The following is a 26,186-nucleotide window of genomic DNA, read 5'->3' on the forward strand; positions in this document are numbered from 1 at the left end:
GCGGGCTCCGCCCCGCACCAGCACCACCCGCACCAGCACGAACCGCTCCCGGCCCGCCCGGGGGCGCCGCACCGATGACGAAGGAGTTGGAGAGTGCTGTCCAGACGATCGACATCCCCCACGAGGGGACGCTCCCGACCAGGAGCACTACTGGCCATGACCGTGGGCCTCACGAGCGCTGCGCTCGTCGCGAGCGCCGCCGTGATCCCGGCGTCGGCCCAGCCCGTCGACACGGCCGCGAGCAGCGCGGTCGCCTCGAGCGGGGCGCTCGCCACGGCTCCTGTCGCCACCGCCGCGGCCACGACGGCCGTGCGCGTGCTCGTGTTCCACGGCGCGCCCGGCGAGCAGGCCGACCCCGTCGTCGAGGCGACGGCGGCGCTCACCGAGCTCGGGTCCGCCAACGGCTTCGAGGTCGAGGCGACGTCCGACCCGGAGATGATCAGCGCGGCGACGCTCGGCGAGTACCGCGGCGTCGTCATGCTCTCCTCGGAGGGCATCGAGCTGAGCGGCGAGCAGGAGGCCGCGCTCCAGGCGTACATCAACGGCGGCGGCGGCTTCCTCGGCGTGCGCGACGCCGCGCGCTCGCAGGAGGCGTCGAAGTGGTTCGAGGGCCTCGTCGGCGCCCGGATCAAGGGCGCGACGATGACGGCGGAGAAGGTCGCCGAGGCGACCGGCACCGGCCGCAGCCCGGCCGCGGAGACCCCGGCCAAGGCCGTCGACGGCGACCCCGGCACCAAGTGGCTGACGTTCGCCCGCACGGGTCAGCTCACGCTGCGCATGGAGCAGCCCGTCGCGGTCGTGAAGTACGGCATCACGTCGGCGAACGACTCCGCGGGCCGCGACCCGAAGAACTGGAAGCTCCAGGGCTCGACCGACGGGCAGACATGGGTCGACCTCGACACGCGCACCGACGAGGACTTCCCGCAGCGCTTCCAGCCGCGCACGTTCGACGTCGCGAACGAGACCGAGTACGGCTGGTACCGGCTGGACGTCACCGCGAACTCCGGCGACGCCGAGGTCCAGCTCGCGGAGCTCTCGATCTTCGGCCCCGACTCCGTCGAGCAGCCCGACCCGGAGATCCCGCTCGAGGAGCGCACGGTCGACCTGGTCGACCGCCAGCACCCCGCGACGGCGGACCTCCCGCTCACGTGGGACCGCGAGGACCGGTGGCTCGACTGGGCCGACGACCCGACCGGTGACGTGCACACGGTCGCGACGCTCGAGCCCGGCCCCGACGCCGGCCCGACGACCAACCCGTTCCAGCCCCTCTCGTGGTGCCGCGACTACGACGGCGGCCGCTCGTTCTTCACCGGCATGGGCGGCACGCCCGAGAGCTGGGCGGACGAGACGTTCCGCGAGCACCTGCTCGGTGCGCTCCAGTGGACGACGGGCGTCGTGCGCGGCGACTGCCAGGCCACCATCGCGTCGAACTACAAGGCCGAGCGCCTGTCGAAGGTGAACACGGCCGGCACGCTCGACCAGAACGGCGAGCAGCACGGCCTGACGGTCGCGCCCGACGGCACGGTCTTCTACATCGGCCGCGGCGCCTGCGCGACCGGTCCGATCGTCCCGTGGAGCGACCCGAACGTGGGCCTCGGCTGCGGCACGATCCACCAGTGGGACCCGGAGACGGGTGAGGCGAAGCTCCTCACGACGCTCGACGTCATGGGCAACCGCGGAAGCGGCGACGAGCTCGTGAAGAACGAGGAGGGCCTGCTCGGCATCGTGCCCGACCCCGACTTCGCGACCAACCACTGGCTCTACGTGTACTGGATGCCGCACGAGAACATCGACCGTGAGCGTCGTGTCGGTTACCGCACGGTGTCGCGGTTCACCTACGACCCGGCGACCCCGACGATCGACCAGAGCACGCGGGTCGACCTGCTCGAGTGGGAGACGCAGATCCACAGCTGCTGCCACGCGGGCGGCGGCATGGCGTTCGACAGCGAGGGCAACCTCTACATCGGCTCGGGCGACAACAACTCGTCGGGCGGCTCGAACGGGTACTCCGGCAACAACTGGACGCAGGAGTACGCGGGGATCAGCTTCCAGGACGCGCGCCGCACGTCGGGCAACACGAACGACCTCAACGGCAAGATCCTGCGGATCCACCCTGAGGACGACGGCACGTACACGATCCCGGACGACAACCTGTTCCCGGTGGGCGAGTACCCCGCGGACAAGACGCGTCCCGAGATCTACGTCATGGGCGTGCGCAACATCTCGCGCCTGCAGATCGACCCTGACACGGACTGGCTGACCGCGGCCTGGGTGGGCCCGGACGCCGGCAGCCCGAACCCCGAGCTCGGCCCGGCCAAGTACGAGACCGCGACGATCATCACGTCCGCGGGCAACCAGGGCTGGCCGTACTGCATGGGCAACAAGCAGCCGTACCGTGACCGGAGCAACGAGGACGCGAGCGTCCTCACCGGCTGGTACGACTGCGACAACCCGAAGAACACGTCGCCGCGCAACACGGGTCTCGTCGACCTCCCGCCGGTGCGCGACAACATGATCTGGTACTCGCCCTCGGGCGGCGGGCCGGTGTTCCCGGACCGCGGCAACGGCATCCCGACGTACGAGGACGACGAGGCGACCTACACCATCCCGTGGCTGCGGGGTGGCGGCCAGGCCGTCATGTCCGGTCCGACCTACCGCCAGTCGCAGGTCGACCCCGAGTCCGACGTCGCATGGCCGTCGTACTGGGAGGGCAAGTGGTTCATCGGCGACCAGTCGAACTCGAACAACCGCGTCGCGGTGACGGTCGACCCGGAGAACCTGGACGCGCCCGTGTTCATGGAGGACCTCCGCCAGATCATCCCGGGCGGCCGCGGTGACGGGCTGCTCCAGAGCTGGATGGACGCGAAGTTCGGTCCGGACGGCGCGCTGTACATGGTCGACTACGCGGGCGGCTTCTTCAGCCTCGACCCGAACCAGAAGCTCATGCGGATCACGTACCAGGGCGGGGCTCCGACCCCGGCCCCGGCGGCGTCCGCGACGAGCATCCAGGGCGACCCGCTGACCGTGCAGTTCACCGGTGCGCGTTCCGGTGGCGTCTCCTACCTCTGGGAGTTCGGCGACGGCTCGACCTCGCGTCAGGCCAACCCGAAGCACAAGTACCCGCGCGTCAAGAACTACGAGGCCAAGCTCACCGTCACGTACGCCGACGGCTCGAAGGCCACGGTCACGACCGACGGCTCGCCGTCGTGCACCCTGCCCGACGAGCGCGAGACCGTGTTCTTCGGCGACGTGGACTCCACGGTCGAGAACCGCGACCTGGGCGCCTGCAACATCGCCGACCTGTTCCAGGACGAGAAGGAGTGGCGCACCCACGCCCGGTTCCTGGCGCACGTGGAGTCGGTCGCGAAGGGCCTGTACGACGACAGCCGCATCAGCGACCGCGAGCGTGCTCGCCTCGTCGACGCGGCGGCCCGGTCCCAGATCGGCGCGTACCCCGGTGGGTACCGCACGATCTTCGACGGCACCGAGGCGTCGCTGTACGACTGGTTCCAGGCGCCGAGCGGGAAGTTCACGCTCGAGCCGGGCGGGTCGATCCGCTCGCAGGGCGGGCTGGGGATGCTCTGGTACGCGGGCGAGGAGCTCGGAGACTTCTCCGTCAAGCTGCTCTACCGCGACGTCTCGGCGGGTGACCACCACGCGAACGCGGGCGTGTTCACCCGGTTCCCGAACCCGGACGAGCCCGGCGACGTCGAGTGCGCCGAGGGTCAGTCCCCGGCGTGGGTCGCGATCTCGTGCGGTCACGAGATCCAGATCTACGACGGTCCGACGGGCGAGCCCCAGAAGACCGGCTCGGTCTACAACTTCGACCCGCTCGGCCTGAACACCGGCGGCGAGAAGCCCAAGGGCGAGTGGAACGAGTACGAGATCCGGGTGGTCGGCCAGCAGTACACGATCATCCGCAACGGCGTCGTCATCAACGAGTGGGAGAACTCGCCGGGACAGCAGTCGTCCCGGGCCGGCGACCCGCCCACGGACCTGCGCCAGTTCGACAGCGGGTTCATCGGGCTGCAGAACCACGGGAACGCGGACCTCATCGAGTTCCGTGACATCCGGGTGGCGGACCTGTAGCACCGCCGGGCGGGGGCGGCCGAGCCGGCCGTCCCCGCCGAGCCCGGGGCCGCCGTCGTGCAGCACGACGGCGGCCCCGGGGGCGGGCCGCACCGCCGGCCCGTCCAGCCCCACCAGCCCGACAGAACCCCCAGACACCCCCGGAGGAGTGCACCCTCATGGAACGACGTACCAGTCCCGGCGGCTCCCGCCACCGCGGCGCACGGCGGTTCCTCGCCGCCACGGTCGCCGGACTCACCGCGACGACGGTCCTCACCGTCGCCCCGGCCTCGGCGACCCCCACCGCACCGGCGACGGCGTCGTCCGCCGTCGTGTCCGCCGCCGACGCCACCGTCGCCGCCGAGCAGGTCCTCACCTGGACCGCGGACAACAGCGTGACCGACTACAAGACGTTCCCGGCGACGGCCGAGGCCGGCCCCGCGACGATCGTCTTCGAGAACAGCATGGCGACCGGCAGCACGTTCGGCATGAGCCACACGCTCACGTTCGACACGTCGTCGCCGGGCTACAACCACGACGTGAACCTCAACATCCTCGCGAGCCCGTTCGATGCCAACGGCGGGCGGCACGAGGCCCAGGTGACCCTCACGCCCGGGAAGTACCGCTACTTCTGCGCGATCCCCGGGCACGGCGAGATGTGGGGCGAGCTCGTCGTCACCGACGGCGGCGGGGGCGAGGACACCACGGCACCGTCCGTGACCGCTCTGGTCACCGGCGAGCAGGACGGCGACGGCGCCTACGTGGGCGGCGCGACCGTGACGCTCGACGCGACGGACGACGACTCCGGCGTGGCCGGGGTCGAGTTCGACCTCGACGGCGCGGGCTGGCAGGCGTACACCGAGCCGTTCGTCGTCGACGCGGTCGGTGCGCACACGCTCCAGTTCCGCGCGACCGACGCGGCGGGCAACACGTCCGAGGCGCAGACCGCGACGTTCACCGTCGTCGAGGGCGACGTCGAGGAGGACACGACCGCCCCGACCGTCGAGCCCATGGTCATGGGCCAGCAGGACGAGAACGGTGCGTACATCGGCACGGCGGCCTTCATGCTCCACGCCGCGGACGAGGGTTCGGGCGTCGCGTCGGTCGAGTACCAGGTCGACGGCGGCGCGTGGCTGCCGTACACGACGACCGTGCCCTTCACCGACCTCGGCGAGCACACCGTCTCCTACCGCGCGACCGACGTCGCGGGCAACGTGTCCGAGGTCGGCTCGGTGACCTTCACGGTCGTCGAGGGCGGCGAGCAGGACACGACCGCCCCGACCGTGACCGCCGAGGTCACGGGCGAGCAGGACGACAACGGCGCGTTCGTGGGGTCGGCCACCGCGACGCTCACCGCGACGGACGACGCGTCCGGCGTGGAGAGCGTCGAGTACGACCTCGACGGCGCCGGCTGGGCCCCGTACACCGAGCCCCTCGTGATCGACGAGCCCGGCGAGCACACGCTCGTCTACCGGGCCACCGACGCCGCGGGCAACGTGTCCGAGGACACCGTCACGGAGTTCGTCGTCGTGGCGGACGCCGAGGAGGACACCACGGCCCCGGTCGTCGCGAACGAGCTCAGCGGCACGCAGGACGAGAACGGCGCCTACGTGGGCTCCGCGTCCGTGCTCCTCACCGCGACCGACGAGGGCTCGGGCGTCGCGTCCGTCGAGTACGACCTCGACGGCGCGGGCTGGACCGAGTACACCGAGGCCGTGGTCGTCGACGAGCCCGGCAGGCACACGCTCGCCTACCGCGCGACCGACGCCGCGGGCAACGTCAGCGAGCCCGCGACCGTCACGTTCGACGTCGTGGCGGGCCAGGGTGGCGACACCGTCGCACCGACGGTCGACCACCGCGTGATGGGTGGCGCGAAGAACGAGGAGGGCGAGTACCTGTCCACCGTGTTCGTCCGCCTCCTCGCCAAGGACGCCGACTCGGGCGTCGCGTCGGTCGAGTACCAGGTCGACGGCGGCGCGTGGACCGCGTACTCCGGCCAGATCTCGGTGCGGACCCCCGGTGCGCACACCGTGACCTACCGCGCCACGGACGTCGCGGGCAACGTCTCCGCCCCGAAGACGGTCACGTTCGTCATCGCGGGCGGCGAGGAGCCGGGCGACACCGACGGCCCCGTCGTCACGGCGGGCGTCAGCGGCAGCCGTACCCGAGACGGCGACTTCGTCGCGAGCGCGCGCGTCACGCTCACGGCGGTGGACGAGGAGTCGGGCGTCGACCGCATCGAGTTCCAGGCCAACGACGGCGCGTGGCAGCGCTACGCGGCCCCGGTCGCGTTCGCGGCCGACGGCCAGCACCTGGTTCGCTACCGCGCGGTCGACGGCGTCGGCAACGTCACGACGGGCGAGGTGACCTTCACGGTCCTGAAGCTCGTCCGCGACCGTTGCGTCGGGTCGGACATCCGCCCGACGGTGATCATCGACGGTCACGACAGCACGGTGCAGAACTACGACGACGGCACCGGCTGCACGGTCAACGACCACGTGGCCGAGACCGACGAGTACTCCACGCACCGCGAGTTCGTGGAGCACGTGAGCCTCGTGACCGAGGACCTCGTCCTCGACGGCGTCCTCGACGACGCCGAGCGCGAGCTCGTCATCGCCGCGGCCGAGCTGTCCGACATCGGTCGCCGCTGACCGACACCTGACGGTCCGACCTGACCAGTCCGATCGACGACGGCCCGGACCCGCACCCCCCAGGTGCGGGCCCGGGCCGTCGTCGTGCTCGGGCCCCCGGGGGCGGAACGCCCGCCGCACGCCCCGCGCCCCCTCCCGCGCCGAGCACGACATGAGGGTCGTTCTGGGCGGCTTGACGACGCTCATGTCGTGCTCGAGGGCGGGTGAGGTCGTGTTCGGGGGGCTGGCGTCACGCAGGTGGCGGGTGGGCCGACGTCGGCGCGCGGGTCAGGCGGGCGCGTCGCCGTAGACCGGGCGCGCGAAGGCGAGGACGATCCCCACCCCGCCGCGCTGCGCGAGGCGCGCGCGATCCTCGGGATGGTCGAGCAAATGCCGCAGCACCCGGGCGACCGCCTCGGCGTCCGTGACGTCGACCGTCTCCGGGTCCGGCCCGTGCGCCGGTCGGCCCTGCAGCAGGTCCTCGCCGTCGGCGTGGCGGGCCCGCGCGCCGTCGTGCAGCTCGACCCGGAGCGTCGGGCGCCGCTCGCCTTCCAACACCCGCACGCGCGCGACGTCGTCCCACCGCACGACGACGCGCGTCACCTCCTCGCGACCGACGGGCAGCTCGATCTCGTGCGGACGCAGGACCACCGACTGCCTCGACGGCGCGCGCAGGTAGATCACCAGCCCGCTGCCGAAGCCCAGGACCATGAAGCCGGCGAGGAACGCCGCGAGCCCCTCCTCCTGGAGCATCATCCACACGGCGAACCACACCGACCCGCCGAACAGCACGAGCAGGATGAGCAGGACGGCGAGGTAGTCGACGACCGGCGTCAGGCGCTCGCGCCCGCGCACCCCACCCCGCACCGCGGTCCACACCATGCTCGGCCGGTGCGGGGGACGGGGCGGACGGCTGCTCACGGGGACAGTCTGCCGGGCCACCTGGCCCCCGTGCCCGCGCCGAACACGACATCGAGGTCGTTCTGGGGCTCAGAACGACACGGATGTCGTGGTCGACGGCGCGCAGCGTCGTGCTCGACGGCGCGGCAGGGGCCCAGTGACGCGCGCCCGGTCGGCCGGGTGCGCCGCCGTCGCTGCGTCGTCCGATCGGTCAGGATCCGCCGAGCAGCATCCGCTTCGCCGCGGCGAACTCGTCATCGGTCAGGGCGCCCGAGGCGTGCAGGTTCGCGAGCTCCGAGAGCGCCGCTGCGATGCCGTGCTGCACGGTGACCTCGGGAGCGCCCCCGCCGCGGGTCGTCCTCGTCGTGGTGGTCGTGGTCGTCGACGACGAAGAGGACGCCGCGCCCGGCGTGGGTGAGCCCCAGGCCGGCGCGTCCTCCGGGGTGGTCGGGGTCCCCGTGCTCGCGGGGTCGGCGACCGGGGAGTCGGTGACGGGCGCGTCGGTGACGGTGGCGGACGCGGCGGACCGGGCGGCGTCGTGCAGGGCGCGCGTGCGGTCGCGGCGCGCCTGCACCACGACGCGTTCCGCAGGAAGGCGCCACACCACGACCGGGTCGCCGGGCTGCGGGACCTCCGACGGGAGCAGGTTGGTCATCGGCGCGAGGCGCGTGACCGTTGTCGTGAGCGCCCCGTGCCGCACGCGGACCACGCACTGAGCGACCCCACCCGAGTCCGTGCGGTCGGTGACCGACGCCGTCACGACCCCCGTCTCGCGGACCGCGGCCTTGCGGTCGCGGTGGTACTGGGCGTAGAGCGGGGCGTCGTCGCGCGACCGCCGCAGCGAGCGTGCGTACCCGGCCCACAGGGGGCCGAGGAACACCCACGGGAAGATCGTCCACACGACGTTCCAGAACCACGGGAAGAAGCCGTCGTGGTCCCACGCGTTGACCGTGACGAGCCAGACGAGGCCCCCGGACAGCAGCACGAGCAGCACGCCGTTGCGGATCTTCCTGCCGACGCTCGACGGCGCGTCCAGGAGGCCGTCGGGCGTGCGGGGCAGGTCGTCGACGGACTCGTCGTTGCCCACCAACCGCAGGATGGCCCTGGGGTCGGCGGCCTTGCGCGCGAGAGCGGCGGACGGCGGGAGGGGCGGTTTGTCGTGCCGAGGGTCCGGGAAGGACGCCCCCGTGGTGTGGTCAGACATCACCCCGATCCTACGAGCGCCCGCTGTTCAGCCTCCCGCCGACCAGTGGCTTGCCGACCGTCCGGCGCCGAACTCGGTCGACAGCGCCATGATCGACGGTCGATGACCGCATGCTCGACCAAGAGTGTCCCCGGAAGGCGTGGCAGGGTGGGCGGCATGACGACGCTCGCCCAGGTCCGCGCGGCCGCGCTCGCGCTGCCCGAGGTGGCGGAAGACGTGGCCGGCGGGACCGTCACGTTCAGCGTGCGCGGGCGACGGTCCGTCGCGGTGACACGGGACGCCGTCGTGCATCTCCGCCTCGCGGAGAACGACGTCGCGCGCGTGCTCGCCGAGCAACCGACCGCGCGCCGGTGGACGCGCGGCGACCACCTGCTCGGGGTGAGCGTGCCGCTCGCCGACCTCGACGGTCAGCGGGCCAACCACTGGGTGCGGCGCGCGTGGTTCGCCCAGGCGCCGAGGCGGCTCGCCGAGTCCCTCGTCGCGGCCGACGCCGCCGAGCCCGGCACCGTCGGCGACCTCCCCGCCGCCATCGGTCGCCCGGCGACGCGCGCGCTCGCCGGCGCGGGCATCGTCACGCTGTCCGACGTCGCGCGGGTCGGCGACGCGGACCTGCTCGCCCTGCACGGGGTCGGGCCGCGGGCCGTGCGGATCCTGCGCGAGGCGCTCGCGGCCGGCTGACCGCCGCGGTATCCGCGAGAGGACTCGCGCGTCGCCCTCGGCTGTTCGGAGCGCGGGCTCAGCGACCGGTCGTCACGGTGGTGCCTGCCTCGCGCGCTGCCGCGAGCAGCGCGTCAAGGCCGAACGCCTGCACCGGGCCGAGCGCTCCAGTGCCTCGGGTCTCTCCCGCGGCGGCGCGGGCGGCGCCCCACGCGAGGAGGTGCGCGGTGAGGTCGTAGGCATCGGGCCCGTCGAGCCGGACGCGGCGCAGGACCTTGCCGGACGCGCTGCGCGCGACCGCGAGGACGTGCGTGCGCGACGCAGCCCGGGCCGCCGCGTCCGGGCCGCCGCTCGAGCCGCCGCGCGACCGGGCGAACCGGCGCAGCGCGCCGCCCAGTCCGGGGACGCGCAGCGCGCCGGTCGCGATCGCCGTGGCTGCGGGCGCGAGGCGCACCGCGGAACCGGATACGCCCAGCGCGACCTCGACGTCGCGCAGGCCAGGCGCGGAAGGTGGCAGCGTGAACGGCTCGGTGCCGCCCGCCGTGATGCCCCGCACGCGGCGCCCCGCGCCGAGGTCGAACGTGACGACGCGTGCCGCGACGCGCTCGGCCCGCAGGCGTCCGCCGCGCCAGGCGTACGACGGTTCCAGCACGATCTCGAGCGCGCTCGCCCGGGTCCCGCCGCTCACGCCGCCACCGGTGGGGAAGTAGCCGATCTCCAGGCGAGCGGCGTCCGCACCCTCGTCCTGGAGCGCGAGCGCTCCGGCCAGGTTGCCCGGCACCCAGTCGTGGCCGAACGCCGTCAGCAGTGCTGCGCCGGCGCGTCCGGCGCGCGGGCCGAGCTCCTCGAACACGCGCCGGATGAACACCGGCTCGCCCGTCGAGTCGAGGTAGACGGCGCGCGCGTCGATCGCGGCCTCGACCGCCGGGCCGCCGTGCCGGACGAACGGGCCCACCGTCGAGACGAGCACGTCGCCCGGTTCGATGAGCGCCCGCACGGTCCGCGCGTCGTCGATGTCCGTGACCGCGGTCTCGAGCGGCGGTCGGGCGGGGGAGCCCGACGTCGAGCGCCCTGCCTCGGGAGTGTCCGTGGGCTCGGCGCGGTGGCGGGATGCCGCCGACGATGCGGTGGTGGCGAGGTCGGCGGCGAGCGCGTCCAGTCGGTCCTGGGACCGCCCCGCGAGGACCGGCTGCGCCCCGCGCGCCACGAGCTCGTGCGCGACGAGCGTGCCCGTGTAGCCGGTCGCGCCGAGGAGCACGACGCGGCCCGTCGAGGTCGGGGAGGTCGGGGCGTCGGTCATGGGGTCACCTTTCGCCGGAACCAGGGATCTCGCGAGACTACGGAGCGGCATGGTGGCTCGCGCGTCGGCGGCGGCGATGCCCGTTCCGTACCCGTGCTCGCCGGGGCGCGGCGTGGTGTCCTGGCGACATGGACGCAGAGCCCGACGACGGACAGCGACCCGCGGGCGGGCTGCCTGAGGGTGGCGAGGCGCCCCAGGGTGACGGGCGGTCAGACGGCGGTGGGCCGTCCGACGGCGGCGGGCCGTCCGACGGTCGCGGGCGGCGCGACGGCGGTGAACCATCCAGCGGCGGCGGACAGGCCGACGGGCCCCGGCCAGGGCTGGTGGGCGTGCTGTGGTGCGTCGTCGCGATCGTGGCGGTGCTCGTGGTCGGTGTCGCGATGGGCATGCTCGACGGCCGCTGACCCGCACGGGGCGACGGTGTGCAGGAAGCGAGCGCGTGAGGGTATTGCGTATGTGCAGTTACTGCACGTAATCTGAACGCATGACCTCCGACCCGCAGCGACCCTCGCGGCCCCGCCTCGACGCCGCCCGCGCAGCGCTCGACGAGGCGTCCGACGCTGACCAGGGCACCGCCGTCGAGCCGCTCGCCCGCGCCCGGGCCCTGCTCGACGGCGCGCTCGACGAGGCGATGGCCGAGGCCCTGCTCGCTGGGTCGTCCATGCGGTCCGTCGCGGAGGCGGCGGGCGTCGCGCCGAACACCGTGCCGCCGCGCCTCGCCCGCACTCCGGCGCTCGCGGGCTACTCCGGCCCCGACGGCCGCGTCTCCGCAGAGGGCGTCACGCGCGCCCGCTACGACCGCGAACGAGGCACCCCGCCGCCCGAGCCGACGACCGCCGTCGAACCCTTGAGGTTCCGCCGCCGCACCTGACCTGCCACGCCGTCCAGCAGCACGACGAAGGGAACCGCCATGCCCGACCAGACCCTCACGCACCTCGCCATGCTGCTCGACCGCTCCGGGTCCATGCAGACCATCAAGCAGGCCACCGAGCAGGGCTTCGACCTGTTCCTCGCCGAGCAGCGCGACGCGCCCGGCCGCTGCACGGTCACGCTCGCGCAGTTCGACAACGAGTACGAGGAGGTCTACACCGACCTCGACGTGCGCGAGGTCCCGCCGCTCGACCTGCGCCCGCGGGGCATGACGGCGCTGCTCGACTCCATCGGGCGCCTCGTGCAGACGACCGCGCTGCGCATCGCCCAGCTTCCCGAGGACCAGCGGCCGGGAGCGGTGATCGTCGGGATCATGACCGACGGCCTCGAGAACGCGTCGAAGGAGTACACGCACGCCGCGATCAAGGCGCTCGTCACCGAGCGCGAGGAGCAGTTCGGCTGGACGTTCCTCTACATGGGCGCCAACCAGGACGCGATCGAGGTCGGCACGTCGCTCGGCGTGAAGCGCGAGCGGTCGCTCACGTACGACGCGGCGAACGTCGACCAGGCGTACGCCGCGACGTCACGCAGCATGGCGGGCATGCGTACGGCCATGGCCGCAGGCGCGCCGCCCGCTGCGGCGCGCGACCAGCACGCGGTGTACACGGAGGCGGACCGCGCCGCGGCCGGTCGCCGCGCCACGGACCGTCCGCGGTCGGCCCGCCCCGCGCCGCAGCCGCCCGTCGCCGCGCCGACCGGGACGAAGGACGACCCGTTCGACGAGTACCACTTGCTCCAGCACCTGCGATCTGTCGTCGTGTCGGGCTCGGCGACGCTCGCCGACATCGGCACCTACGGCGGTCGACCCGTCGTGTGGGCGACGCTCCGCGGCGTCCCGGTCTCCCTCAACGCCGACACGTCGCGAGCAGCGCTGGTCCAGCTCGTCGAGACGTCGGCGCACGGCCCGCTGCCGTGGGGCGTCATCGCCAATCGCGCGGGCCGGCTCGACAAAGTGACGTTCCGGCCTGGCGAGCGCGTGCGCGGGTTCTACTGCTACACGAGTGACGTGCAGGCTGCGGCTGGCCCGCTGGGAAGCGTGGCCGTCGCGCGGTGAGTCCCCCGACGGCGTGGGGCGGGATTCGACGGGCGGGCCGCCCGCGATGCTCTCCCGAGCAACGATGCCGATATCGAAGTCACATGGGGTGACTTCGATATCGGACTCACCTATGATGACTTCACTATCGACGTCATCGGAGGCGAAATGGCTGTCCGGATCGAGATCACGAGTCCCGAGCTGTTGGGCTTCGCCCTGCAGCAGGGCCGCCTCGTGCGGGGAACGAGCCAGCGGCAGCTGGCCGACCAGCTCGGCATCGGGCAGAAGTGGGTCTGGGAGATGGAGAACGGCAAGCCCGGTCTCCTCATGGAACGACTCTTCGCCATGCTCGACGCGACAGGCGTTCGGCTGTGGGCGGAGATCGACGAGTCGGTGCTCGACGACCCGGACGTGTCGACCACGCACCAGCACGACGCGGAGAGCCGCGATGGGTGACCTGCACGTCGAGCTGTACGGGCGGCTCGTCGGCCGTCTGGTGGGGACGAGCTCGAGAACGTTCGACTTCCGGACGGACCGGTCCGTGCTCGAGCACTGGCCGCCGGGCAGCACCGTGCTGTCGGAGTCGGTACCGCTGAGCCTCGTGGAGAACCGGGCCCGCGCCGCCCGGCGACGCAACTACTTCGCCGAGCTCCTCCCGGAAGGCCGCGTCCTGAACGACCTCGCCGCGCGGGCGCGGATCGGGGAGTCCGATGTCGTCGGACTCCTGGCGCGCTTCGGGCGCGACGTCGCGGGCGCCGTCGAGCTCTACGATCCCGACGCGCCCGGCGAGCCACGAACGCCGCGCGCCACCCCGCTCACCGACGAGCAGGTCGGCGCGCTCCTCCGTGATACCCGTGGCATGCCGCTCGGCAACTCCCCGTACTCGGGGAAGTCGTCACTCGCCGGAGTGCAGGACAAGATCGTGCTCGCCCTCGTCGACGACGTGTGGCACCAGGTTCACGACGGCTACCCGTCCACCCACATCCTCAAGCCGGACTCAGCGGCCAACCCGACGATCATCTACGACGAGGAGTACACGTCCCGGATCGCCGCGCACCTGGGCGTCACGCACGGTATGCCGCGGCTGCACGAGTTCGACGGCCGGACTGCGCTCGTCATCGAGCGCTACGACCGATCGCCCCACGCCCCGCGCGGGCGCCTCCACCAGGAGGACATGAACCAGGCGCTCGGTGCGCGAGGCGACGAGAAGTACCAGGAGATCGGCGGCAGGGTGAGCCTCGTCCGGATCGCGCAGGTCCTGCGGCGTGCCGCGGGACCGTCGGCGGTCGAGCAGCTCCTGCGTTACGTCACCCTGTCCGTCGCCGTCGGTAACCTCGACATGCATGCGAAGAACGTTTCGATGCTCCATCTTCCGGACGGGACCGCGCGGATCGCGCCGATGTACGACGTCGTGCCGCTACGGCACCAGCCGACGGACGGGCGCCTTGCCATGGCCGTGAACGGTGCCTACGTCCACAGCACAGTCACGGCCGGGGACCTCGTCGCCGAGGGAGAGGCCTGGGGATCGAGAACAGCAGCCGACGTCGTCCGCTCGACGCTCGTCGAGGTCGCCTCGGCGGTCGGGCGCGAGACGCCGGACGCACGGGCGCAGCCCGGCCTCCAGGACGAGATCGCGGGCTTCACGCGGAATCTCCTGGCCGGGCGACCGACGGGATAGGCGGCGGAACGCGACAGCGAGGAGATCGCGCGCTCGACCGCGAGGAGTCTGGCCCCCTGCTGTCGTGATCTGGGCGACTAAGCTCTGGACGCACCCAAGGAGGCGAGGCCTGTGGAGCGATCCGTCTGGAGCTGCTACTCCCATGTGTTTGCCGTCAGCGAGGACGCTTTGTACGGGGACCGCTACGGAGAGCGATATGAGTACGACTCAAACGTCGTGAACAGCTCCCGGATCCGGGAAGGGGACATCCTCCTGATCCGAGACGCGCAGTTGATCTTCGGGTTCGGAGTCGTGGAGCGGATCGACGCTGCCGAGGGGGCGAAGCTGATGCAGCGATGTCGCGTCTGCCGCCGCGCGGCGTTGTCCCGGCGCAAGTCAGCCACACCGGAGTATCGCTGTCTCAAGTGCAAGGCTGAGTTTGACGAACCCCTCGTCGAGCCGCTCGTCGTGACGAAGTTCGTCGCGCACTATGGACAGTTGTGGATTCCGCTGCCGTCGCCGGCACCGGTGCGTCAGTTGCTCGGCGTCTACGCTCAGCGGGACCGGCAGAACGCGATACGCCGGCTCGATGCGACTGCTGCGGAGCGCCTGATCGGGCAGCTCGCTGGCATCGACGGGCTGTTCTTCGTGCAGATCTCGCATGCAGTTGGACCGCCCGGGGGCTTCATCGAGTCGGTCGCCAGGGCGCGTCGAGGGCAGGCGCAGTTCAGACAAGGTCTGGTAGACCGCTTCGGTGCGGTGTGCGCAGTCACGGGTCCGCAGCCCGAACAGGTCTTGGATGCCGCGCACCTGTACTCCTATGCCAAGGCGCCACATCATGACCCGCACGGTGGACTCCTGCTCCGTGCGGACATCCATCGACTCTTCGACCGACTCGTGCTGACGATCGACCCCAAGACGTGGCGAGCCCGTGTCGATCCCGGCTTGGCTGATCGCTTCGCGCTCTTGCGTGAGCTGGCCGATCGCGAGGTGGTGCTCGACGAGGCGAAGCGGCCCCGAACTGATCTTGTCAACGGCCACTTCGAGCTCGCGACGCGCGCATGGAAAGACCGCCGGGGAACGTGATCGGATCCAGTTCACCTGTTCGGTGAGGCTGCTGTGGCCTTGACTCGGGCTCGCTCCGAGGCTGCGTCTCTCCGCTGCCACGGCCGTGGACTGCGACACCAGCACCGCGAGCCGTGCCCGGGCGCATCGGCTCTGGCGCTGTCGTCCCTGCTCCCGGACCGCGCAGCACAGGGTCACGACCCTCGGTGCGGCGTACGCGGGGCCGCACGTCGCCGCGAGACTCCCGAACCGCTGTCGGGCGTGAGTGCAGCCCCTGGGCCCTCCGGAGCGCCGTCCAGCCCGTGAGGATTGTTGTTGACTCTTGCGAGAAGTTGTTGACTTGTGTGAAAACGCCCGGGACACTCGAAACCCCGAGGTCGATGCCGTCCCGGGTTCTTGCCCCCTCACCGTCGAGAGGACACCCCATGAAGTTCCCCTTGTCCCGTGCGCGCTCGCGTGCCACCGCTGTCACGAGTGCGCTGGTCGCGCTCGGGCTGGCGGTGTCGGGCGCGGCCGCCGCCACGGCGGCACCGGCCCCGGCGAGCGTGCCGGCCGCGGCAACCGCCGTGGCCGAGCCGACGATCTCCCCGGTCGTCGACGCCAACTTCCCCGACCCCGACATCCTCCTCGTCGACGGCGTCTACCACGCCTACGCGACGAACCATCAGGGTCAGAACGTGCAGCACCGCACGTCGACGGACCTGGTCACGTGGAGTGCGCCGTCCGACGTCGCGCCCGACCTCGGGGCCTGGGTCAGCGAGTCGTGCACGTTCGCGCCGGGCGGCGCGACCGACCGCTGCGTGTGGGCGCCGGAGGTCTCGGCGGTCGAGGGCGGCTACGCCCTGTACTACACGGCGCGCGACGCGACGTCGCCGCGCCAGTGCCTCGGCGTCGCGCTGTCCGACACCCCGGACGGCCCGTTCGTCCCCGTCGGCGACGACCCGATCGTCTGCCCCAACGGCGAGGCCGGCACGGAGGACCTCGGCGGCGCGATCGACGCCGCGACGTTCGTCGACGGCGACCAGCTCTACCTGCTGTGGAAGGCCGACGGGAACTGCTGCACGGGCAAGACGGCGATCATCTTCGCGCAGCCGCTCTCGCCCGACGGCGCGACGCTCACCGGCCCGCCCGTCGAGCTCATCCGCGTGGACAAGCCCTACGAGGGCCGCGTCGTCGAGGGCCCGACGCTCCTGGAGCGCGACGGCACGTACTACCTGTTCTACTCGGCGAACGACTTCGGCGGGGGCGGCTACCGCACGTCGTACGCGACGGCGTCGAGCCTCGCGGGCCCGTGGACCAAGGCCACGACCGAGCTGCTCACGAGCGACCGCTTCCAGGGCGACGTGCGCGGCCCGGGCGGGCAGGACATCGTGACCGCGCCGGACGGCTCGGACGCGATCCTCTTCCACGGCTGGAACGAGGCGTTCACCTACCGCGCGATGTACGTCGCGGACCTCGAGTGGACCGCCGACGGCGTCCCGTTCGTCCCGCAGGCCTCCGACCGCTACCAGGCCGAGGACGGCGTCGTCACGAACGCGCGCGTCGTGGCCGACGGCGCGGCGTCGGGCGGCGCGAAGGTCGGCGGCCTGGACTTCGCGGACTCGTCCGTGACGGTCGAGGTGCACGCCGAGGCGGCGGGCCCGGCGCTCCTGGGCATCCGGTTCGCCAACGGGTCGTTCGACGGCTCGACGCGCGTGCCGTCGACGAGCACGCTGGCCGTCAACGGCGAGGTCACGGAGACCGTCGTCTTCCCGCACACCACGTGGGGCAACTGGCAGACGTCCGAGCACCTCGTGGACCTCGTCGCGGGGACCAACACGATCACCCTCACGCGCGGGACGTTCTACACCGAGCTCGACGCGTTCGACGTCTACCCCGCGACGCGCGACCCGCGTCCGTCGGCCCCGCCCGTCATCCCGTCCGACGCGACGCGGTACGAGTTCGAGGACGGCGTCATCACCCGCGGCTCGGTCGGGAGCGCGGCGGGCGCGTCCGGCGGCCAGAAGGTCGGCGGGCTCGACTTCCTCGACAGCTCCGTCGCGCTCCAGGTCCACGCCGACGAGGCGGGTCCGTACACGCTCGGGGTCCGGTTCGCGAACGGCTCCGAGCGGGGCGGCTACACGCTGGCCTCGACGAGCACCGTCACGGTGAACGGCGCGGACGCCGGCGTCGTCACGTTCCCGCACACGACGTGGGGCAACTGGCAGTCGGTCACGCACCAGGTCGACCTTCAGCAGGGCTGGAACACCGTCGCCCTGACCAAGCTCACCTGGTACACCGAGCTCGACGCGCTCGACGTCTTCCCGGCCGAGGTGCCGCCCGTCGACCCGCAGGTCACCGTCACCGCGCAGCCCCGCTGCCTCGGCGGCACCCCGTACCTCGCCGTCCGCGCGACGAACGGCGGCGACGAGACCGTCGCGATCGCGCTCCGGACGGAGCACGGCGAGCGGTCCTTCGCCCAGGTCGACCCGGGCAAGAACGCCTACCAGTCGTTCAAGGCCCGCGGCGATCTTGACGCGGGCGAGGCGCTCGTGGTCGTCACCGACGTCTCGGGCACGACGACGGAGGTGACCGCCGCGTACGACGCGCTCACCTGCGCGTAGCCTCGAAAGGCCCGCGGTACCGCTCGGCCGATGAGCGGTACCGCGGGCCTGTCCGACGAGATCGACCCCAGCGTCGCGAGATCGGCCTCCTGAGGGTCGATCTCGGACGCTGGGGTCGATCTCGCGGTGGGGTGGGTTGGGGTGAGGTACACGACGACGCTCGTGTCTCTGCTGCGGACGCCACGATGGCAAGGGTGGCCGACAGCGGCCGTGCGGCCGTGCGGGTGGGGTGTCCGACGGCGGTCGTGGAGTGCGGGGGCGGGTGTCAGTCGGGCAGGTCGTCGGTGACGAGGCGGGAGCGGGCCTCGTAGACGCGCAGCGGTTCGGCGGTGCTGATGGTCGTGGCGGTGCCGGTGACGTCGGTCCAGGCGGGGGTGCCGGTGATGCGGAACTGTCCCGACCACGTCGTGGTGAGGGTGATCTGGACCCGGTCGGCGGGCTGGTCGTAGGTGTGGTGCACGGTGTGGTCGGGGTAGGCGGCGCCGGGGTCGGTCGTCGCGAGCGGCGTGGTGCCGTCGCCGTAGTCCCACGTGTAGGTGCGGGGGGTGGCGCGGATCTGGACGGGGATGCCGAGCAGGGTGGTGTCGAGCACCTGTTCTGCGGGTCGGGTGTAGGTGATGGTGGGGACGTTGACCAGGGTCCAGCCGTCCGGGGGCTGCACGATCACGGGAGACGGGGCGATGGTCAGGGTCGCCAGGGCGCGTGCTGCTTCGTCGGCGAGGTCGGCCGGGGTGATGCAGGAGTGTTCGGCCACGGGGTCCCCGGCCGCGGACCACTCGCCCGGTGTGCCGTCGGTCCCGATCTCGCGGGTCTCGCGGTAGAGGGCGCCGAGGTAGTACGAGCTCTCGTCGCACTCGAGCCCTTCAGCGACCAGCCGTTCCCAGTCCGCGCACCGACCGGACAGGTCCGATGTCGGGTCGTCCAGGCCGTCGAAGACCGAGCACGTGGTCTGCGCCGCCCGGTAGTACCGCTCCGTCGCCGGCCCGCCATTCCCGCCACCAGCCTCGTAGGTTCCACCACCGGGGGTAGCGGACTCTGCTTCCGCGATGAAGTTGCTGCCCGCCGACGCGCCCCTCACGCTCGTGTAGTCCGGAGCGGGATCAGTGGGTACCGAAGTGATGCCCGCGAAGGGCAGTAGTGCGAGCGCGACGTGCCCTGAGACGCGAGCCAGGCGAGGGGCTCGTCTCGTCATGACGGCATCTCGCCGATCGTGACGACGATCCACTCACTCTCGAGTGTTCCCATCTCTACACGTCTGGTGTCCGACTCTGCGGACGTCGAGAAGACTTCCGTTCCGTCTTTGTCCACGATCAAGATGGGATCTTGCTCGAACGTGAGGTCAAGCGGTTGGAGCCCTGTCGCCTCGTCTCGCAGGTAGCGCCTGGGCTCGTCGACGGTAGCCGAGACGGTGCCCCCGCTGAAGAGGTCATGACGCAGGGAGATCGCGCGAGCTTGCTCGATAAAGTCCGAGCACGTTCCGCATTGCGAATGCGACATCGCTTCCCACTCGGCCGTGTCGCCCGTGGCCATGACGTAGGGGTAGAGCTCGATGTAGTACTCCGCCGCCGCAGCAGCGCCCTCTGCGTCGTCGCGGTCCATCGCGGCGGGTCGTTCCGGCTTGACGGGGCCGGTCTCGGTCGGCGACGGCTCGGGCGGTTCCGTCGGTGACGGTTCCTCCGACGTCTCGACCGACCGCGTCGGGTCGGGCTCGGTGCTGCCGGAGCACGCGGCGGCCATGCACCCCACGACGAGCGCGACGCCGAGGGTGAGCGCCCGCCGTCGGGCGGACGGCCGGGCATGTGGCGGGTTGGTCGCTCTCACGGGCGCGACGGCGCGGGACGGCACACGGACGGACGGACTCACGAAGACCCCCTGCTGGTCGGCGTCGAGCGGCGGCTGCGCGACTGGCTGGGCAGTACCGCGCGAACCTCCCAGAACCTAGCGAAACCGCGCGCCGGGCGGAACCGTCCGTCCCGCCCTGTGGACGACGGCCGCGCAGGTGTCGGTGACGTTGCCTCTCCACAGGGGTACGTGGCGCGTCGGGCACGGGTGCGTGAACGTTGCCCGAACCCTGCCCCCGTACCCGGACATCACAGGGCGAAGCGGTCACCGAGGTTTCCTAGGCTCGCCGTGGCCGCCCACCCGCAGGACGGGTGCCGTGCCGGCCGTGACCTCACCCCTCGTACGAGCGGACCTGTGCTGTGACCTCCGTCCTCACCCCGGATTCCCCGGGTTCCTCCGGCGTGCCCCGCGGGACGAGCCCCGGGGAACCACCCCCGACCTCGGGCGCCGCCGTCGCCTCGACCGCCGCCGTGCTGCCGCCCGCGGACCGACCGACCGCGGACCGACCGACCGCGGACCGACCGGCCGTGACCGGCGCGCCCGCCGGCCGACCGCGGTCCGCCCCTTCCGGTCGCCCGTCGTCCGACCACGCCGACCGCGAGGTCCAGGCGCTGCACCGCAGTCGCCTGGGTGCGCGCCGCCGTCGGCGGAACCTGCTGTGGGCGCTGCTGCTCGCGGGCCCGAACCTCGTGCTCCTGCTGGTGTTCGTCTACCGCCCGCTGCTGCAGAGCCTCTACCTCTCGACGCTCCAGTGGAACCTCGGGTCGCCGGTCGCGCGGCCGGTGGGGCTGGGCAACTACGTCGAGTGGTTCACCGCCCCGACGACGGGCCGCATCGTCACGACGACGCTCGTCTTCACGCTCGCCACGGTCGGCGGCGCGATGGTCCTCGGCCTGGGGCTGGCGCTGCTGCTCAACCGGAAGCTGCGCGGCCGCGGCGTCGCCCGGACCGTCGCGTTCGCGCCGTACGTGCTGTCGGGCTTCGCGGTCGGGATCCTGTGGCTGTTCATGTTCGACCCGCGCTACGGGCTGGTCCAGGAGCTGCTCGGCTGGATCGGCGTCGCGTCGCCCCAGTGGTACACGCAGCGCCCGTGGCCGCTCGTGATGATCGTCGTGGTCTACCTGTGGAAGAACCTCGGGTACGTCGCGCTCATCTATCTGGCGGGCCTCCAGTCGATCCCGCAGGACCTGCAGGACGCGGCCGCGCTCGACGGCGCGTCGTCGGCGCGGACGCTGCGCTCGATCGTCCTGCCGCTGCTCACCCCGACGACGTTCTTCCTCGTCGTGACGATGCTCCTCGCGTCGCTCCAGTCCTTCGACATCATCAAGGCGATGACGCAGGGCGGCCCGCTCGGCTCGACGACGACGCTCATGTACTCGATCTACGAGGAGAGCTTCGTCAACGGGCGCGCCGGGTACGCGTCGGCGGTCGCCACGGTCCTATTCCTCGTGCTGCTCGCGGTGACCGCGGTGCAGATGCGGTTCGTCCAGCGGAAGGTCCACTACGCATGAGCGCCGTCGCGCCCACCACGACCGGGCGGCCCGAGGCCGCGCCCGCCACACCCGCCGCGCTCGCACCCCGCACCCCGCGTGCCCGACGCCGCAGCCTCCAGCCCGGCGGGTACCTCGCCCTGGTCCTCGCGACAGTCGTGCTCGGCGCGCCGCTGGTGTGGATGGTGCTCGCGAGCATGAAGACGCCCGCCGAGCTGTACACCGTCCCGCTCCAGTGGCTGCCGGGCAGCCTCAACCTCGACAACTACGCGCAGGCGGCGGACTCGATCCCGCTCGGGCGGCTGCTCGCCAACAGCGTCGGGATCACGGTCGTGGGCGCGGGGCTCAAGGTCGCCCTCGGCCTCACGTGCGCGTACGCGCTCGTGTTCCTCGACTTCCCGTTCAAGAAGGTCGTGTTCGGGCTCGTCATCGCGACGCTCATGATCCCGCCGCAGATCACGATCATCCCCAACTACACGCTCGTCGCGAGCCTCGGGTGGCTCAACACCTACCAGGGCATCCTCGTGCCGGGCCTGGCGAGCGCGTTCGGGACGTTCCTGTTCCGCCAGCACTTCCTCACCCTCCCGCGGTCGATCCTCGAGGCCGCCGAGCTCGACGGCGCGGGTCACTGGCGCAAGCTCTGGCGGTTCGTCGTGCCGATGAGCACGCCGACGCTCGCGGCCGTCGCGCTCGTGTCCGTCGTGACGGAGTGGAACGACTACCTGTGGCCGTTCCTCGTCATCGACCGCCCGGACAAGATGACCCTCCCCGTGGGCCTCACGCTGCTCCAGAACACCGACGGCATGACGAACTGGGGCGTGCTGCTCGCCGCGACCGTCGTCGTGACGCTGCCGATCCTCGTCGTCTTCCTCGTCCTCCAGCGCCGGCTCGTCGCGGGCCTCACGGCCGGCGCGGTCACCGGCTGACCCGCCCCGCGCCGTCGTGCCCGACGACGGCGCCCACCCCGGGCGGGCCGCGCACCCGCGCGCCCGCCACCACCACCGAGCTCCCCGGTCCGCGTGCAGCGGTCCGGGTTCCCCGAAGCGCACCGAGACCCGGTGCACGACCTGAAGGAGCACCTGTGTCCCACCGCACCGCACCCGGCGCGCGCCGCCGTCGAGCCCGCGCCGCCGCCACCGCCGTCACGGCGGTCACCGCCCTCGCGCTCACCGCGTGCGCCGGCCCGAGCGTGGCCGGGGCCGACGGCGCCGGCACCGCGGGCGACGAGGCGACGGCCGAGGCCGTCGACTGGTCCGCCGTCGAGCCCGCGTCCGAGATCACGTGGTGGAGCAACCACCCCGGCACGTCGCAGGAGATCGAGCAGGAGCTCATCGACCGGTTCGAGGAGGAGTCCGGCATCACGGTCAACCTCGTCACGGCCGGCGCCAACTACGACGAGGTGGCCCAGCGCTTCCAGGCCGCGTCGCAGACCGACGAGCTGCCCGACGTCGTCATCGCGTCCGACGTCTGGTGGTTCCGCTACCACCTCAACGACCAGATCCTGCCGCTCGACGACGTGCTCGAGTTCGTCGAGGCCGATGCCGCCGACTTCCAGCCCGCGCTCTACGCGGACTACGAGTACGACGACCAGCACTGGGCCGTGCCCTACGCGCGCTCGACGCCGCTGTTCTACTACAACAAGGACCTGTGGACGGCGGCCGGCCTGCCCGACCGCGGCCCCGAGACGTGGGCCGAGCTCGAGCAGTGGGACGCGTCCCTCAAGCCGCTCGTGCCCGCCGACGGTTCGACGTTCGGCCTGTCCACGGGCCCGTCGTGGGGCGCGTGGTGGTTCGAGAACATGATCTGGGGCCAGGGCGGCGCGTACTCCGACGGGTTCGACCTCACGCTCGACTCGGAGGAGTCGGTCGCGGGCGGCCAGTTCCTGCACGAGCTGTTCCACGAGAAGGGCGTCGCGACGCTCTCCGCGGACGACGCGATGGTCGACTTCTCGTCGGGCCTCATCGCCTCGACCATCGGCTCGACGGGCTCGCTCAAGGGCGCGCTCGACGCGGCGTCGTTCGAGGTCGGCACGGCCTACCTGCCCGACGGCCCGGCGGGCGGCGGCACCCCGACGGGCGGCACCGGCCTCGCGATCCCGTCGTCGAAGTCGCCCGAGCAGCAGCTCGCCGCGGCGATGTTCCTCGCGTTCCTCACGAACACCGAGAACACCGCCTACTTCTCGCAGAACACGGGCTACATGCCGGTGCGCACGTCGGCCGTCGAGTCCGACGCCATGAAGGCCGTCTACGAGACGACGCCGCAGTTCCGCACCGCCGTCGACCAGCTCGCCGACAAGGCGCGCATCCAGGACGACGTCCGCGTGTTCGTGCCCGGCGCCGACGCGCTGCTCAACGAGGCGATCGAGCAGATCGTCATCGAGGGCGTCGACCCGGCGACCGCGTTCGAGTCGGTCACGCCGCGCATCGAGACGGCGTACACCGAGAACGTGGAGCCGTACCTGTGACGGCGACCGCCCTCGCGCCCACGGGCGCCGCGCCGGAGCGGGCCGCGCGCCCGCGCGTGATCGCGCACCGCGGCAACAGCTCGGTCGCGCCGCAGAACACGCTCGCCGCGTTCGAGGCGGCGTGGCGGGCCGGGGCGCACAGCATCGAGATCGACGTGCAGCTCACGGCCGACGGCGAGCCCGTCGTCATCCACGACGACACCGTGGACGCGACGACGTCGGGCAGCGGCACGGTCGCGCGGCTGGACCGCGCGGCGATCCGGGCGCTCGACGCCGGGTCGTGGTTCTCCCCGGCGTTCGGGGGCCAGCGCGTGCCGACGTTCGCCGAGGTGGTGGACCTCCTCGTGCGCCGCCCGGGCACGGACCTGCTGCTCGAGCTCAAGGGTGCGTGGACGCCCGAGCAGGTGCGGCGCGTCACCGGGCCGATCCGGTTCGCGGGCATCGCCGACCGGGTCGTCGCGCAGAGCTTCTGGCCCGAGACCGTCGCGGCGCTGCGCGAGGCGGACCCGGGCCTGCGCCGCGGGCTGCTCGTCGCGTCGCTCGACGACGACGTGCTCGCGCGGTGCGCCGAGCTCGACGTCGTGGCGTGCAACCCGATGGGCCTGCTCCTCCTCGAGGACCCGGGCCTGGTGCAGCGCCTGCACGACGCCGGCCTCGACGTCGCGGTGTGGACGCTCAACGAGCCCGCGCACTGGGCGGCGGCAGCCGACCTCGGGGTCGACGCGATCATCACGGACCGCCCGGACCGCCTCGCGGGCTGGCTCTCGGCCCGCCCCGTCTGAGCGGATCCGTCTCGCTGCCGAACCCGGGGTTGCGCGCCACGACGGTCGTCGTGCGCCGCGCAACCCCGGGTTCGGCGTCTCGTACGGTGCCGCGTCAGCGGACGACGATCGTCGTGACGACGTCGGTCACGCTCGGTCGGCGCGGGGTCGAGCCGAAGCCGAAGCGCACGGGCGGGTCGACGTCTCGCAGGTCGCCGAGCGGTTCGCCGTCCCACGTCGTCCCCGCCGCGACGAGCGCGTGGACGTCGGTCGCGCCGTAGTGCTCGGCGCGCCCCGGCCCGGCGCTGCCGCGCGTCCGGACGCCGCGCAGCAGCACGCGCGCGACCGGGTCGGTGAGAGCGGTCAGGTGTCGCGACGTCATGACGCGGCGGGGCACCGCGCGCAGCACGTGCCCCAGCGACGTCCGCGGCCCGACGACGAGCCGCGCCTCGAGCGGACCGGCCACCACGTGCCAGTCCGGCCGGAAGACCCGGCTCGCCGCTGCGCCCGTCGCGCTCTCCCCACCGGCGGCGGGCGGGACGCCGGTCGCGCCGGCCGTCTCGTCCGTCACGGCGACCGGCGTCAGGACGACCCGGTCGAAGCGGTACGTCGACGCGACGAGGTCCGCGACCCGCGGCGACGGCGCGAGCAGGAGGCGCTCGCCGTCGGGGTGCTCGACCATGACGTCGGCGAACGCGCCGAACGGCGACGCGTCCCAGCGCCCGACGACGACGCGCGTCCCCGACTCCGTGCCCCACCCCGCGATGCGGCCACGGAACCGCAGGACGCTCGACATCCCGGCAGCGTAGGTCCGGCACCTCGGGCACGCTCCCGCTCCGTGGTCGGCCACGCCCCACGCGCCCGCCGCACCGTTCTCGCCCGCCGCGCCCCTCTCGCCGGCGGCACCCCGCTCGGCGCGCGAACCCCAGCGCGCGGCGCGAGGCTCGGAGGAGGCGGCGACCGCCGTCGGGCAGCAGGAGGTGACCCCGTGCCGAAGACCACGCGCGACGGCGACGCGAAGCAGTCCGAGATCCCGAGCACGCTGCAGCGCTCCGACGAGAAGGCGCAGCGCACGTTCGCCAAGGCCTACGACGCCGCGAGGGAGCAGTACGGCTCCGAGGAGCGCGCGCGACGCGTCGCGTTCGCCGCGCTCAAGCACACGCACGAGAAGATCGGCGACCACTGGGAGCCCAAGGACGAGCCCGGCCCGTCCGACGAGCGGGCCGAGGAGGGCGGCCTCGACTCGACCACGGACACCGCCGGGGGCGTGGACGCCAACGCGACCACGGCGCACCTGCTCGACGTCGCGCGCCGCCTGGACGTCGACGGACGGTCGACGATGACCAAGGACGAGCTCGTGGAGGCGATCCAGCGCGCCAACGACCGCGCGACCCGCCGCGCCCGCGGCGACTGACCGCAGCCCTCCCGCGACCACACCTCTACCTCGCGCGACCATGCCTCTACCTCGGCCTACCACGCCTCTACCTCGCCGAGGTAGAGCCCTGGTCCCGCGAGGTAGAGCTCTGGTTCCGCGAGGTAGAGCCCTGGTTGCGCGAGGTAGAGCCGTGGTCCTCGGACGGGC

Annotated in this window: 21 protein-coding genes; 15 read left to right on the top strand and 6 right to left on the bottom strand. The window is 72.5% G+C overall.

Annotated features, from left to right (window positions below; all coding sequences use genetic code 11):
- Nucleotides 1-156: 156 nt before the first annotated feature.
- Together CCE02nite_RS06720 and CCE02nite_RS06725 are read left to right on the top strand one after the other, a co-directional pair.
- Complete coding sequence (locus tag CCE02nite_RS06720) at nucleotides 157-4,089, top strand: ThuA domain-containing protein (protein ID WP_141388892.1); 3,933 nt, start codon at nucleotides 157-159, stop codon at nucleotides 4,087-4,089.
- A 158-nt stretch (nucleotides 4,090-4,247) separates the two neighbouring features.
- Entirely contained in the window at nucleotides 4,248-6,719 is a 2,472-nt protein-coding gene (locus CCE02nite_RS06725; RefSeq protein ID WP_141388893.1) for an OmpL47-type beta-barrel domain-containing protein, read from the top strand.
- A gap of 267 nt (nucleotides 6,720-6,986) precedes the next feature.
- On the opposite strand, the gene CCE02nite_RS06730 is transcribed toward CCE02nite_RS06725, so the two are convergent.
- Nucleotides 6,987-7,619 carry a glycosyltransferase gene (locus tag CCE02nite_RS06730; RefSeq protein ID WP_141388894.1) on the bottom strand — a complete coding sequence of 211 codons (633 nt, stop codon included), beginning with the start codon at nucleotides 7,617-7,619 and terminating at the stop codon, nucleotides 6,987-6,989.
- Nucleotides 7,620-7,809: 190 nt separating this feature from the next.
- Nucleotides 7,810-8,802 (bottom strand): SHOCT domain-containing protein, encoded by a 993-nt coding sequence (locus tag CCE02nite_RS06735; protein WP_141388895.1) that lies wholly within the window; start codon nucleotides 8,800-8,802, stop codon nucleotides 7,810-7,812.
- Between the two features lie 156 nt (nucleotides 8,803-8,958).
- On the opposite strand from CCE02nite_RS06735, the gene CCE02nite_RS20920 reads away from it, so the two are divergent.
- Nucleotides 8,959-9,480: a helix-hairpin-helix domain-containing protein gene (locus CCE02nite_RS20920; RefSeq protein ID WP_141388896.1), complete on the top strand. Its 522-nt coding sequence runs from the start codon at nucleotides 8,959-8,961 to the stop codon at nucleotides 9,478-9,480.
- Between the two features lie 58 nt (nucleotides 9,481-9,538).
- On the opposite strand, the gene CCE02nite_RS06745 is transcribed toward CCE02nite_RS20920, so the two are convergent.
- Nucleotides 9,539-10,759, bottom strand: a complete 1,221-nt coding sequence (locus CCE02nite_RS06745; protein WP_141388897.1) for a saccharopine dehydrogenase family protein — start codon at nucleotides 10,757-10,759, stop codon at nucleotides 9,539-9,541.
- A gap of 128 nt (nucleotides 10,760-10,887) precedes the next feature.
- Between CCE02nite_RS06745 and CCE02nite_RS06750 the strand changes: the two genes are divergently transcribed.
- From CCE02nite_RS06750 to CCE02nite_RS06780, 7 genes are all read left to right on the top strand, one after another.
- Nucleotides 10,888-11,163, top strand: coding sequence for a hypothetical protein (locus CCE02nite_RS06750; RefSeq protein ID WP_141388898.1), 276 nt, complete (start codon nucleotides 10,888-10,890; stop codon nucleotides 11,161-11,163).
- A gap of 80 nt (nucleotides 11,164-11,243) precedes the next feature.
- The gene (locus CCE02nite_RS06755; RefSeq protein WP_141388899.1) at nucleotides 11,244-11,630 is read left to right on the top strand and encodes a hypothetical protein; all 387 of its coding nucleotides are present in this window, start codon (nucleotides 11,244-11,246) and stop codon (nucleotides 11,628-11,630) included.
- A 39-nt stretch (nucleotides 11,631-11,669) separates the two neighbouring features.
- Nucleotides 11,670-12,743 carry a vWA domain-containing protein gene (locus tag CCE02nite_RS20640; protein WP_174774895.1) on the top strand — a complete coding sequence of 358 codons (1,074 nt, stop codon included), beginning with the start codon at nucleotides 11,670-11,672 and terminating at the stop codon, nucleotides 12,741-12,743.
- A 147-nt stretch (nucleotides 12,744-12,890) separates the two neighbouring features.
- Nucleotides 12,891-13,178 (top strand): helix-turn-helix domain-containing protein, encoded by a 288-nt coding sequence (locus CCE02nite_RS06765; RefSeq protein WP_174774896.1) that lies wholly within the window; start codon nucleotides 12,891-12,893, stop codon nucleotides 13,176-13,178.
- Nucleotides 13,171-14,400, top strand: a complete 1,230-nt coding sequence (locus tag CCE02nite_RS06770) for a type II toxin-antitoxin system HipA family toxin (protein WP_141388900.1) — start codon at nucleotides 13,171-13,173, stop codon at nucleotides 14,398-14,400. Before CCE02nite_RS06765 ends, CCE02nite_RS06770 begins: the two co-directional genes overlap by 8 nt.
- A gap of 111 nt (nucleotides 14,401-14,511) precedes the next feature.
- Nucleotides 14,512-15,465: an HNH endonuclease signature motif containing protein gene (locus CCE02nite_RS06775; RefSeq protein WP_141388901.1), complete on the top strand. Its 954-nt coding sequence runs from the start codon at nucleotides 14,512-14,514 to the stop codon at nucleotides 15,463-15,465.
- A 404-nt stretch (nucleotides 15,466-15,869) separates the two neighbouring features.
- A complete protein-coding gene (locus CCE02nite_RS06780) occupies nucleotides 15,870-18,047 on the top strand; it encodes a family 43 glycosylhydrolase (RefSeq protein WP_141388902.1) in 2,178 nt (725 codons plus the stop codon).
- A 265-nt stretch (nucleotides 18,048-18,312) separates the two neighbouring features.
- Here CCE02nite_RS06780 and CCE02nite_RS21160 read toward each other — a convergent pair whose 3' ends face one another.
- Complete coding sequence (locus CCE02nite_RS21160; protein WP_141388903.1) at nucleotides 18,313-19,125, bottom strand: hypothetical protein; 813 nt, start codon at nucleotides 19,123-19,125, stop codon at nucleotides 18,313-18,315.
- A gap of 110 nt (nucleotides 19,126-19,235) precedes the next feature.
- Nucleotides 19,236-19,868 (bottom strand): DUF6318 family protein, encoded by a 633-nt coding sequence (locus CCE02nite_RS06790; protein ID WP_141388904.1) that lies wholly within the window; start codon nucleotides 19,866-19,868, stop codon nucleotides 19,236-19,238.
- Between the two features lie 548 nt (nucleotides 19,869-20,416).
- Here CCE02nite_RS06790 and CCE02nite_RS06795 point away from each other — a divergent pair.
- The 4 genes from CCE02nite_RS06795 to CCE02nite_RS06810 all read left to right on the top strand — a co-directional run bounded on the left by CCE02nite_RS06795 (nucleotide 20,417) and on the right by CCE02nite_RS06810 (nucleotide 24,625).
- A complete protein-coding gene (locus CCE02nite_RS06795) occupies nucleotides 20,417-21,400 on the top strand; it encodes a carbohydrate ABC transporter permease (RefSeq protein WP_141388905.1) in 984 nt (327 codons plus the stop codon).
- Nucleotides 21,397-22,305: a carbohydrate ABC transporter permease gene (locus CCE02nite_RS06800; RefSeq protein WP_141388906.1), complete on the top strand. Its 909-nt coding sequence runs from the start codon at nucleotides 21,397-21,399 to the stop codon at nucleotides 22,303-22,305. Before CCE02nite_RS06795 ends, CCE02nite_RS06800 begins: the two co-directional genes overlap by 4 nt.
- 155 nt (nucleotides 22,306-22,460) lie before the next feature.
- Nucleotides 22,461-23,843 carry an ABC transporter substrate-binding protein gene (locus CCE02nite_RS06805; protein WP_141388907.1) on the top strand — a complete coding sequence of 461 codons (1,383 nt, stop codon included), beginning with the start codon at nucleotides 22,461-22,463 and terminating at the stop codon, nucleotides 23,841-23,843.
- Nucleotides 23,840-24,625 carry a glycerophosphodiester phosphodiesterase gene (locus tag CCE02nite_RS06810; RefSeq protein ID WP_141388908.1) on the top strand — a complete coding sequence of 262 codons (786 nt, stop codon included), beginning with the start codon at nucleotides 23,840-23,842 and terminating at the stop codon, nucleotides 24,623-24,625. Before CCE02nite_RS06805 ends, CCE02nite_RS06810 begins: the two co-directional genes overlap by 4 nt.
- Before the next feature lie 94 nt (nucleotides 24,626-24,719).
- Here the strand turns inward: CCE02nite_RS06810 and CCE02nite_RS06815 are convergent, their stop codons facing one another.
- Nucleotides 24,720-25,400 carry a hypothetical protein gene (locus CCE02nite_RS06815; protein WP_141388909.1) on the bottom strand — a complete coding sequence of 227 codons (681 nt, stop codon included), beginning with the start codon at nucleotides 25,398-25,400 and terminating at the stop codon, nucleotides 24,720-24,722.
- Nucleotides 25,401-25,592: 192 nt separating this feature from the next.
- Here CCE02nite_RS06815 and CCE02nite_RS06820 point away from each other — a divergent pair, with 192 nt between their 5' ends.
- Entirely contained in the window at nucleotides 25,593-26,018 is a 426-nt protein-coding gene (locus CCE02nite_RS06820; protein WP_141388910.1) for a ChaB family protein, read from the top strand.
- Nucleotides 26,019-26,186 lie beyond the last annotated feature (168 nt).

The organism is Cellulosimicrobium cellulans, from assembly GCF_006539945.1.
GTDB classification, from domain to species: Bacteria; Actinomycetota; Actinomycetes; order Actinomycetales; family Cellulomonadaceae; genus Cellulosimicrobium; species Cellulosimicrobium cellulans.